Consider the following 11,515-nt stretch of genomic DNA (forward strand, 5'->3'; position numbering starts at 1 on the left):
CGCGAGCGGCTTCGCGAACGCGCGCATTACCACGCTGCTAGTTTGCGGCTAAACCCCGCGACGCCATGAGCCGTCGTCTGCGGCATCGTTTTCCTGCGCATGGCTCCATGCTCATCCAACGAAAAAGGCCATCCCGCATTGCTGCGAGACGGCCTTGTAGCCCTATGGAAACCGGCTATTTCGTGGCGATAGCCGCCAGCCAGAGCGTGTTGGGCTGCGTGCAGATGTCCACGCTGTCGAAGCCCGCTTCGCGCAGGAGGCAGCGAAGCTCGCCCATGGTGGGCATGAACAGCCCGAACTGCTGCGCATTCGCCTGCACGCTTTCCGGCAGATTGCCGTTCTCGTATGCCTCGAGCGCAATGACCAGCTGTCCGCCGTGCCGCAGCACGCGGCAGATTTCGCCCAGGCCGGCATCGGGGCGCGGCCAGAAGTACAGGCTCTCCACGCTTACCGCCATGTCGATCGTGCCGTTCTCGAAGGGCAGGCGTTCCACGGAAGCGCGGCGTACCGTCATGCGGCCCGCTTCGATGGTCTTCTGGTTCGTTTCCCGTGCAAGGGCGACGGCTTCCTTGGAATGGTCGATGCCGTGTACGTGGCCGCCCGCGTAGCGTCGTGCGATGCGCTGCATGGTGGCGCCGCCTCCGCAGCCTACGTCGAGCGCCTCATACCCGTTCTGGAATTCTACGAAGCCCAGCGCCCATTCGGTAAGCTCGCCATGGCTTTCGTTCATGCGCTCCAGCATGGCGCGCCCAGCTTCGCCCGTGGGGTTGCCGGGATTGCCCGCTAGGGCGTCTGCAGGTACGTTCGATGCGCTTCTGTTCATGTATGGCATCCTTTCGCGAGGTAGCAAGCGGGCATGCAGCCTGCTTCAGCCGCCGCGCTAGGTGGTTCTCGCGAGGCGTGGCGGCTGCGTTGTGAGTTACTGACGATAGTACATCAGGAAGTCGGCGAGTTGTTCCATGGCGGTGCCCAAAACCTCAACGCGCGGCAGATATACCACGCGGAAGTGGTCGGGCTGCGACCAATTGAAGCCCGTGCCCTGCACGATGAGGATGCGCTTCTCGCGCAGCAGGTCCAAGGCGAACTGCACGTCGTCGGTGATGTTGAAGCGTGCGGTGTCGATCTTCGGGAAGATGTAGAACGCGGCCTTCGGCTTCACTACGGAAATGCCCGGAATGTCCTTCAGGGCGTTGTACACGAATTCGCGCTGCTCGTAGATGCGTCCGCCGGGCACAATGTAGTCCTGCACGCTCTGATGCCCCCAGAGCGCCGTTTGCACGATGGATTGCGCGGGCACGTTGCTGCAGAGGCGCATGTTGGAAAGCATGTTCAAGCCCAGAATGTAGTCGCGGGCGATGCGCTTGTTGCCCGAAAGGACCATCCAGCCAATGCGGAAGCCCGCGATCATGTGCGACTTCGAAAGGCCGCTGAACGTGACGCAGAACAAATCGGGCGCCATGCTGGCGATGGAGACGTGTTCTTCTCCATCCATGACCAGGCGATCGTAGATCTCGTCGCTGAAGATGATGAGCTGGTGTTCGCGGGCGATGTCCACGATTTCCTGCAGCACCTCGCGCGGGTAGAGCGCGCCGGTGGGGTTGTTCGGGTTGATGATGACTATGGCCTTCGTGCGGCTGGTGATCTTCGAGCGGATGTCGTCCATGTCGGGATACCATTCCGCCTGCTCGTCGCAGATGTAATGCACGGGCGTGCCGCCGGCAAGCGTGGCGCATGCCGTCCACAGCGGGTAATCGGGCGAGGGGATGAGGATTTCGTCTCCGGAGTCGAGCAGCGCGGACATGCAGATGTTGATGAGCTCGCTTACGCCATTACCCGTGTAGATGTCGTCCATGGTCACGTTGGGCAGGCCCTTGATTTGCGAGTACTGCATGATGGCCTTGCGCGCGCTGAAGAGGCCGCGGCTTGCCGAGTAGCCTTCGCAGTCGGTTAGCTGGCGGCGCATATCGTAGATGACTTCGTCGGGCGTGCGGAACCCAAATGTGGCGGGGTTGCCGATGTTGAGCTTCAGCACCTGGGTGCCCGCGTCCTCCATGCGGTTGGCTTCGTCGACCACGGGGCCGCGCACGTCGTAGAGGACGTTATCGAGCTTGGAAGATTTGGCGAAGGTACGCATGTGTCGGGCCTCCAGGGGAGCGTTCGGGGTGGGTTGCGGAGCAGGGTGGGGTGCGGCGACGCGAGCGGCGGCAGCGGTTGCTGCGGCGGCGAAGCCGGTTTGTGCAGCGGCAGTGGTTGTGGTTGGACGAACGGGTGCCGCAGCGGGTTGTGTAGTCGTTGAACTTGCCGTGGTTGCAGCGCTTGCCGCGGGCTGCGATGCCGCGTTCTGGAAATGAGGGCTGGCAGGTGTTGGTTCAACTTTTGCGGCAGCTGTGGAAGGAGCGGGTTCAATGGGTTTGGCTACAGGGATGGGGGTTCCATCGGCAAGCCATTCCTTTGAGACGCCAAGTGTGTCGGCAAGGAACTCCATGACGCCTGCTCGTGGGATCGTTTTCCCGCTAATATACTGACTCACCTGGCTTTTTCCAAGTTTAACTCCATTTTGTGCGGCAATATGAACCAAATCGATCTGCTTGAGGCCGCGCTGGTCCATCGCCAGTACCAGCCGATCTGCGAACGTTTGCTTTGCCATGGTGCCTCCTTGCTCCGGAAGTTCAATATCCCAAGCTTACCACCGCGTCTATTCTCATGAAAGCAAGGAGTTCAAAATAGTTCAATATGAAGGTGCAGATGGTAGGCGTTGTACGACGTGCGGTAGGGCACTCGCGGCGTTGCGCGCATGGCTTCTCGCAATTTGCGAGGAACGCAAGATGACGTGAAATAAGCGAACGCGAGAGCCCCTGGGACCCTCGCGTTCGGCAGTGGCATATGGCGTGAATCTTACAGCTGGAATGCCGGCATGGGCTTCAGCTTGTGCAGGTTCATGGCGTGTAGCGCATCGATGCGATCGCGCGTGGCGGCGTTATCGCATTCGCCCGTGGCGATGTAGTGGTCGAGCGTGGCGTACGTGAATCCAAGCTTGTCTTCATCGCTCTGGCCCGAAAGACCGTCGCTTGGCGTCTTTTGCACCAAGTGCTCGGGAAGGCCGAGCGCGCTGCCCAATTGACGTACTTCCTCTACCAGAATGTTCGCGAGTGGGCTGAAATCACCCGCGGCATCGCCGTACTTCGTAGAGTAGCCCACGTAGTCTTCGCTGCGATTGCAGGTGTTCGCCACGCGTGCGCCGTTTGGCAGGCTTTGCGCTACGGCGTACAGCGTGGTCATGCGAATGCGTGCGGGAAGATTGATGCGCGTGTCACGAGAAAGCCCCGCGTTGTCGCCCGTTGCCTCGGCGAATCCCTCGGCGCCAATGAGCGCGCTTGAAAGCGCTGCGGTTGCGCCCGATATGTCCACGCAGATGGAGCGAATGCCCAAATGCGTCACGATCTCACGTGCGTCTTCGATGTCGGCTTGCTCGCCGTTGGGCATGAGCACGCCCACTACGCGGCCGGCACCCAGTGCGCGTACGCAGAGCGCGGCGACTATGCTGGAATCCTTGCCGCCCGAAATGCCCACGACGGCATGTGCCGTGGGGCCGTTCTCGGCGAAGTAATCGCGGATCCAGGTGGTAAGGGCTTCGAGCGTTGCGTCGGGGTTGGCTAGCATGCGGTGTCCTTTCTTTCGTACGACCCAGTATACCCGCGAGCCAGCTAAACCGCCGATTGTTCATCCATTTGAAACGCGAATTGCCTGTACGTGGTAGAGGCTGCGTGAACGGGAGACGGTGCCGACTCGCGCCAACAAAAGGTTGCTCCACCTACCCGTCGGTACGGCCGCAGCGCGCATCCCTTCGGGACCCTGTGAAAGCAAACGAAAATGCGCTAAGCCCAGGATGCCCCACGGAGAGCGGGAAGCGAAGCTTCACGCAAATCCGTGGGACATCCTGGGCAGCGCAAGTAAAAGCATGAATCAGCGCAGCGCATGAGCAATGGTTTTTGCCCCGTTGAGGGGCAAAAACCGAGCGAACAGCGGAGCGGGGTCCCGAAGGGGTGCGCGCTGCGGCCGTCGGCGGATTAATCCTCTTCCGCCTCTTGGAAGGCCAGGGCGCGGTCGGCACGTTGGCGGTATACCTGGTTCAGCGATTCCACTTCGATGAAGATGGCGGAGCACTGTGGATAGTCATCGATGATTTCGGCTTCAACGCGGTCGATGGCCTGCAGGATGTCCCCCTCGTCGAGCTCGTCGTCGAAGGTTACGTCCAAGTTCAGGACCATGTCTTTCGGGCCCATGTACATGGAGAGCACGCGGCCGCATTTGATGACAGCGGGATCCTCCTCCACGATGAACACGATGTCCTCGATTTCGTCGCGGTCGAGTCCTTCGCCAATGAGCAGGCTTGATGTTTCTCGTACGAGTACCACGGCGAAGATGGCCATGAGCGCGCCAATGGCGATTGACGCGATGGCGTCGTAGGTGCCATTGCCCGTAAGGGCCGTGGCCACGATGCCCGCTAGCGCGAACAGCATGCCCAGCACGGCGGCGGTGTCTTCCAATAGCACGGTAAAGCTGGTGGGCGCCTTGCTCGTGCGGATGTACTCCATGAGCGTATCGTCGCCGCGCGCTTGGTTTACCTCGCGAAACGCGATGGAGAGGGACACGCTTTCTATGGCAGTGCCCACGAGCAGCACTACGATGGCCACGACGGGGTTCTCCACGCCCGTTTCGGGCGATTGCAATGCGGAGATGCCCTGCATGATGGTGAACCCGCCGCCAAAGAGCAAGATGACCACGGATACGATGAACGTATAGAAGTACACCATGCGCCCGTATCCGAAGGGGTGCTCCAAGTCGGGCTGGCGCTTCGAGCCGCGCGCGCCCACGAGCATGAGCGAATCGTTTGCGGCGTCTACCAGCGAATGTACGCCTTCGGAAAGCATGGCCACCGAGCCGGTGAAGGCGGCGGTGATGAATTTGATCACGGAAACGATGACCCCTGCCGCTACGGCCGAGATGACCGTGCGGTTGCGCTTCAGCTGCTCGGCGGGGGAGAGGGGCTTCGCGCGCTTGCGAGCGCGATGGCGGCGCATGGCGATGGAGTCGGTGTCGGCTACGTTGTCGTCGATGCTGTCGTCTTCTTCATCGAGGTCGCCGTGAATGTAGACCTGTTCTTCTTCTGGGGAATCGCCCGTGCTGGCGGCGCTTTGCGCATCGTGCGAAACGCGCACCCACGTGCTTGGCTTCGTGCCTAGAGCGCTGGCGGTATGTATTCGATCTTCGTCGGCGGCTTTGTTTGTGCTCATGTGTATCTCCATTTCTGTGTTTGCCTTAGAATATCAGATGTGGATGCAGGCGCTGTTTATGCGTAAACCGCCTGTTCAATTAGGTTTAACAAACTATTTGTGATGTGCGGGGCGGCTTGCTTAACATCGTACATCTGTTCGTGTATACTGCAAGGGTGTACACGGAAAGGAGGGGCAATGTCCGAAGACGCTCAGGCGCTCAGCATGCAGGAACGCGACGCAGGCATCGTAAGGGCCAGCATCGTGGGCATCGTTGCGAACATCTTGCTTGCGGCGTTCAAGGCTGCCGTGGGCGCGCTGTCGAACTCCATCGCCATTACGCTCGACGCCGTGAACAACCTCTCCGACGCCTTCTCTTCCGTAGTCACCATCGTGGGCACGAAGCTTGCGTCGCGTCCCGCCGACGCCTCGCATCCGTTCGGGCATGGCCGTGCGGAATACCTCACTACCATCGCCATTGGCATCGTGGTTGCCTTCGCTGGCGTGGAAGCCGCGCGCGAATCTATTTGGCGCATCATCAATCCCGAAGAGGCTACGTACGAAGCGGTCACGCTCATCGTGGTGGGCGTTGCCGTGGTGGCAAAGATCGCTTTGGGCCGTTATGCCCTTTCCCGTGGCAAGGCGCTCAATTCCGGCTCCTTGCGCGCCAGTGGTACCGACGCCCTTATGGACGCCATCATTTCTGCCTCTACGCTGGTGGCGGCGGTGATCTTCATCGTGTCGGGCGTTTCGCTGGAAGCATGGCTGGGCCTTGTCATCTCCGGCTTCATCATCAAGGCTGGCATCGACATTCTGCGCGAGGCCATTGCGAAGATCCTGGGTGGTCGCATCGATGCCAGCCTGGCTCAGAAAGTGCGCGCTGCGGTCATGACGGTGCCTGGGGTGCATGGCGCATACGACCTGGTACTGAACGACTACGGCCCGAATCGCTATTTCGGTAGCGTTCACGTGGAGGTCGACGACACGCTTACCGCTGCGGAAATCGACTCCCTCACGCGCAAGGTGCAGGATGCCGTCATGAAGAATTGCGATGTCATGGTGCATACCGTGGGCATTTACTCCACGAATACGCAGCGTACGGGCGAACAGGCCGATATCTTCCTGGCGCTCGTGCGTTTGGCGAACAACGACCGCAACATTCTGCAGACACATGGCTTCTACGTGAACGAGGAAACGAAGCGCGTTCAGTTCGACATGGTGGTGGGCTTCGACGCTCCCGATCGTTCTGCCGTGGTGGAGGGCGTTTGCCAGGAACTGCATCGTCAGTTCCCTGCATACGAATTCGTTGCCACTCTCGATTCCGATATCAGCGATTAGCCTGTTGGTTTGCCTATGGAGCGTACCTATTTAGCCATCGACCTCAAGTCGTTCTATGCCAGCGTGGAATGTGCGCAACGGGGGCTCGACCCACTTACCGCGAACTTGGTAGTGGCCGATGTGGAACGCACCGACAAGACCATTTGCTTGGCGGTATCTCCTTCGCTGAAGGCGCTTGGCATTTCGGGTCGCGCCCGCCTGTTCGAAGTGAAGCAGCGATTAGCGCAGGTCAACGCCATGCGGCGTCATGCTGCAGGGGGTACCTTGCGGGGGAAGTCCATCTACGCCCCCGAATTGGAACGCGATCCGTCGCTCGAGGTCGATTTCGTGGCTGCCCGCCCGCAGATGGCGGTCTACCTGAAGCGGTCTGCGGAAATCTATGACATTTACCTGCGTCACGTTTCGCCCGAAGATGTGCACGTGTACTCCATCGACGAAGTGTTCATCGACGTTACGGGCTATCTGCGCACGGGCCATATCACGCCACGCGCCTTCGCCGAAAAGCTGTTGGCCGAAGTGCTTCAGGAAACGGGTATTACCGCTACGTGCGGCATTGGCTCGAATCTGTACTTGGCGAAGGTCGCCATGGACATCGTGGCCAAGCACGCGCAACCGAACGAGCACGGCGCACGCATTGCGCAACTTACCGAAAGCAGCTACCGTCGCAGGCTGTGGGCTCATACGCCCATTACCGATTTCTGGCGTGTGGGGCCGGGGTATGCGCGCAAGCTGGCGGCCCATGGCATGCATACCATGGGCGATATCGCTCGTTGTTCGCTGGGTGGTCCGCACGAGCGTCGAAACGAGGATTTGCTCTATCGGTTGTTCGGTAAGAACGCAGAGCTGCTCATCGATCATGCCTGGGGCTACGAGCCCTGCACCATGGCCGATGTGAAATCCTATCGTCCGAAGTCCAACAGTCTTGGCTCGGGTCAGGTGCTCATGTGCCCGTATGAATGGGAAGAAGCGCGCCTGGTAATGCGCGAAATGGCCGATCAGCTTTCGTTCGACCTCGTTGACGCCGGCTTGGAATGCAACCAGGTCGTCATCACCGTGGGTTACGATATTTTCAACTGCTCATCTGCGGCAAGCATGGGCGAAACGGTGGATGCGTCAACCGATTGGTATGGCCGCAGCGTGCCGCGTCATGCCCATGGCACGGCAACGCTTCCGTGCAGCACGTCGTCTTCGCGCCTTATCGTGGATGCGGTCATGAATCTGTTCGACGAAATCGTCAGCCGGCACCTGTTGGTGCGGCGCTTGAACGTCGTGGCATGTGGCGTTACGCAGCGTGGGTTTGCCGCTGCCGCACATTCCGTTGACGGTGTGGGCGAGCAGCTTTCCCTGCTGGAAGACCCTGCCGAGCAGCAGGAACGTGAGGCGCGCGAAAAGGCTCGTCTTGCGCAGGAGCATCGCATGCAGCAGGCCATTCTTGCCGCACGGCATCGCTTTGGCAAGAATGCCGTGCTCAAGGGCATGGATTTGAAAGAGGGCGCTACCACCATCCAGCGCAATTCTCAGATTGGGGGTCATCGCGCATGAGTGAGGAAGCGTTCGATACCGAACAGGCCCAGGCGATCCTCGACGAAATGGCGGTCATGGCGGCGTATGGCGACATCGTAGACGTTCCGCGGCCCGTATCGCGCACGCATGCCCCCATGCCGCGCGAAGATCGGGGTGCTCAGTTCGCCCCATTTGCGGCCCTATCTGGCTTTACCGATATCATCGAAGATACGGCGCGCGGTCATTAGCCTGCGTGTTTCGTTATCTGCGTGGTAATTCGCCCAGACATTTTCGGCGATAACCCCTATACTTACTTAGATAATCAAATTATTTGCATATCAAAGAATAGGAAGTACCGAATGGATGTCGTGCATACGTTCGGCCAGCTCATTATGAGCCAGGTGGACGAGCATCCGCGACGGGCGGGTCGCATTATGTATGCAGGGTGGCGAGCCCAATTGGCCAACCTTACCCTGATGGGCGAACGTCGCTTACCGCCTTCGCGTCGCTATGCCTCTCGCGTGGCTATGAGCAAGATCACCCGGGCGCTGAGGCATCCGGAAAACGCCGCGGCTACAAGCTTGTTTACGCCGTACGAGCCTTTGCAGGTGGCGGGGGTGCTGCCGTATTCCGTCGAGCAGCTTTCGAGTTTTATCGGCGGCTCTCAGGCGGAACGCGCGTTTCTCGACAAGGCGGGCGATGCGGGGTTTTCGGAAACCATGTGCAGCTACCATCGCGTGTATTTGGGCGCTGCGGCAGCCGGCATGCTTCCGAAGCCCGCATTCGTCGTGTATACCACGTTGGCGTGTGACGGCAATCTCATTACGTTTCCCGCAATCCAGCGACATTTTGACATCCCGGGGTTTTGCATAGACGTGCCATTTGATAGGAGTGAGGATGCCGTGGCCAGCGTGGCACGGCAGCTGCGTCAGATGGTCGAGTTCGTGCAGGATTGCACGCACCGCTCTATTACGCACGAGGCTTTGTGCGAAACGATGGCGCGTTCGTGGCGCTCGGCTTTGGCGTATCGGCGATTTCTGCAAGCTTCGCCTGGGAAGCGGCTGCCGGGCGATATGACGACCGAGATGTACGCGGTGCTCATGAATCACTTGGTAAGCGGCTCTCCCGAGACCGAACGCTTTTGCCATATGCTGGAATCCGATATGAGGGGCGCGTCGGCAAGCAAGGGGCTGCGCCTGGTGTGGATGCATACGATGCCGTTTTCTCAGCAGCCGCTGATCGATCGCGTGAACTTCAACGATGAATGCTTCATCTGCGCTAGCGATATGTCATCTGATCCCATGTTGGTGGATATCGACCCATCGCAGCCCTACGAAGCCATGGCTCGTCGGCTGGTGTATTCGTGCTTCAACGGCGAGGGCGAAAATCGCGTGCAGCGTGCGCTTGAGCTGGCGCGTATAACGCAGGCAGATGGCGTTGTCCTTTACAATCACTGGGGCTGCAAGGCAACGTTGGGCGTATCGCATCTCATCAAGCGCCGCTTGGAAGAAGAGGGCGTGCCATGTCTGCTGCTTGATGGCGACGGCATCGATGTCGCGAATCGCAGCGACGGCCAGACGTCAACGCGCTTTGATGCATTCTTGGAGCTGCTGGAGGGGAGGCGCGCATGATATGCACGGTATGCAAGTACACGCCTACTGAGCTCTTTGCGGGTTTTGGCCAGTCGTGCCAGACCCTGGAACATATGGCCAACGATTTCGATTTGTCCGATAGCGTTGCACACGTTAACTTGTGTGGCTTCGGTAAGACGGTTATTCAGAATGCCCTTGCCGGAGATGCCAATCAATTGGTTCTGGTGAACTGCTGCGATACGATGCGTCGCGTTTACGAGGTCGTTCGTGATTGCAGAGAGGAAGATGGGAACTCGTTTACGTACCTCATGGACTTGCCTCATTCGTGTGGCCCATGCCAGGTGGATGCTCTTGCGCGTGAGCTGATTAAGTTGAAGGACTCCTACGCAAAGCAGATGGGATGTGCTTTCAGCTTGTCGGCGTGCCAGGCTGCATTTCAACGACCAAAGCCATGGGAGGGCGCATACGTAGGCGTGCTTGGCGTGCGCGTGGGCGCCGAGCTTCGGGCCATGATAGAAGATGCGTTTCAGCTCCCCATCCGCAACCTTACATGCACGGGCAATCGCATGTTGGATATGCCCGCCGAAGCGCTTGCCACGAGCGACGAGGAGACGTTCTTCCGCGCATACGCACAGGCTCTGCTGGCGCAGATTCCCTGTCGTCGCATGAACGACCCTCATGCGCGACGAGCGCTGTTCGAGGACCCCAACTTGAAGGGGGTCGTATATCACTGCATGAAGTTTTGCGATTTCTACGGGCCGGAATATGCGCTCGCGGCCAAAGAACTGCACGTGCCTATGTTGCGCATCGAATCAGATTTCTCGTTGCAAAGCGCTGAACAGCTGCGCACGCGCATTGAGGCGTTTGCCGAAACGCTGCACTCGAGCCGGACGCATACGACCAAGCATATTCAGGGGGATACATCTATGACGAAGGGCGAAATGGCCAAAAGCGGACGTCCGATATACGTGGCGGGCATTGATAGCGGCTCCACGAGTACCGATGTCGTTATTCTGAACGATGCGGGCGATATCGTTGCGACGCAAATCATACCCACAGGAGGAGGCGCAAAGAAGAGCGCAGAGGCGTGTCTGGCGGCGGCATTGGAACAAGCGGGCATGAGGCGCGAGGACGTGTTCAATGTGGTTACCACGGGGTATGGTCGTGCGTACATCACCGAGGGCGATGACTCGGTAACGGAAATCACCTGCCATGCGAAGGGGGCGCATTACCTGAACCCACGTGTACGCACCATCATTGACATCGGAGGCCAGGATAACAAGGCCATTCGCATCGACGATGCGGGCAATGTCGTAAATTTCGCCATGAATGATAAATGCGCAGCTGGAACGGGTCGCTTTCTGGAGATGATGGCACGCGCCCTTCAGATTTCCCTCGATGACATGAGCGTTATGGGCTTGGAGTGGAATGAGGACATCACCATCTCGAGCATGTGCTCGGTGTTTGCGGAATCCGAGGTTGTGAGCCTGGTGGCTCAAAGCAAGGCCGTTCCCGATATCGTCCATGGGCTCAATAATTCCGTCGCTTCGAAAATCTCGTCGCTCGTACGACGTGTTGGCGCGGAAGAGTCGTTCATGATGACGGGTGGCGTGGCGCAAAATGCCGGCGTTGTCGATGCAATTGAGCGTAAGCTCCAAACGAAGCTCTACATATCCGACAAGGCGCAGCTATGCGGCGCGTTGGGAGCAGCGCTTTTTGCGCTTGAGCAGGAATAGCGAAAGGGGAGAACTGTTAGAACACCACGACGCAGTTCTTGCCCTTCGCCTTGGCGGCATACAACGCGTCATC

Annotated in this window: 9 protein-coding genes; 5 read left to right on the forward strand and 4 right to left on the reverse strand. The window is 59.2% G+C overall.

What is annotated here, in order from left to right; translation table 11 throughout:
- Positions 1–175 precede the first annotated feature (175 nt).
- The 4 genes from E7002_RS03220 to E7002_RS03240 form a co-directional block, all read right to left on the reverse strand.
- Complete coding sequence (locus E7002_RS03220; protein ID WP_303727472.1) at positions 176–823, reverse strand: class I SAM-dependent methyltransferase; 648 nt, start codon at positions 821–823, stop codon at positions 176–178.
- 96 nt (positions 824–919) lie between these two features.
- Positions 920–2,134: an aminotransferase class I/II-fold pyridoxal phosphate-dependent enzyme gene (locus E7002_RS03225; protein WP_303727779.1), complete on the reverse strand. Its 1,215-nt coding sequence runs from the start codon at positions 2,132–2,134 to the stop codon at positions 920–922.
- A gap of 761 nt (positions 2,135–2,895) precedes the next feature.
- Positions 2,896–3,660, reverse strand: a complete 765-nt coding sequence (nadE, locus tag E7002_RS03235) for an NAD(+) synthase (RefSeq protein WP_303727473.1) — start codon at positions 3,658–3,660, stop codon at positions 2,896–2,898.
- Between the two features lie 407 nt (positions 3,661–4,067).
- Positions 4,068–5,294: a cation diffusion facilitator family transporter gene (locus tag E7002_RS03240; RefSeq protein WP_303727474.1), complete on the reverse strand. Its 1,227-nt coding sequence runs from the start codon at positions 5,292–5,294 to the stop codon at positions 4,068–4,070.
- Between the two features lie 177 nt (positions 5,295–5,471).
- Between E7002_RS03240 and E7002_RS03245 the strand changes: the two genes are divergently transcribed.
- From E7002_RS03245 to E7002_RS03265, 5 genes are all read left to right on the forward strand, one after another.
- Positions 5,472–6,611, forward strand: coding sequence for a cation diffusion facilitator family transporter (locus tag E7002_RS03245; protein WP_303727475.1), 1,140 nt, complete (start codon positions 5,472–5,474; stop codon positions 6,609–6,611).
- Between the two features lie 15 nt (positions 6,612–6,626).
- Entirely contained in the window at positions 6,627–8,153 is a 1,527-nt protein-coding gene (locus E7002_RS03250; protein ID WP_303727476.1) for a DNA repair protein, read from the forward strand.
- The gene (locus tag E7002_RS03255; RefSeq protein WP_303727477.1) at positions 8,150–8,362 is read left to right on the forward strand and encodes a hypothetical protein; all 213 of its coding nucleotides are present in this window, start codon (positions 8,150–8,152) and stop codon (positions 8,360–8,362) included. The genes E7002_RS03250 and E7002_RS03255 overlap by 4 nt, the downstream gene beginning before the upstream one ends.
- A gap of 111 nt (positions 8,363–8,473) precedes the next feature.
- Positions 8,474–9,745 (forward strand): 2-hydroxyacyl-CoA dehydratase subunit D, encoded by a 1,272-nt coding sequence (locus E7002_RS03260; protein WP_303727478.1) that lies wholly within the window; start codon positions 8,474–8,476, stop codon positions 9,743–9,745.
- Positions 9,742–11,442: an acyl-CoA dehydratase activase gene (locus E7002_RS03265; protein ID WP_303727479.1), complete on the forward strand. Its 1,701-nt coding sequence runs from the start codon at positions 9,742–9,744 to the stop codon at positions 11,440–11,442. The genes E7002_RS03260 and E7002_RS03265 overlap by 4 nt, the downstream gene beginning before the upstream one ends.
- Positions 11,443–11,515 lie beyond the last annotated feature (73 nt).

The organism is Denitrobacterium detoxificans (genome assembly GCF_015062615.1).
Lineage (GTDB): Bacteria > Actinomycetota > Coriobacteriia > Coriobacteriales > Eggerthellaceae > Denitrobacterium > Denitrobacterium detoxificans_A.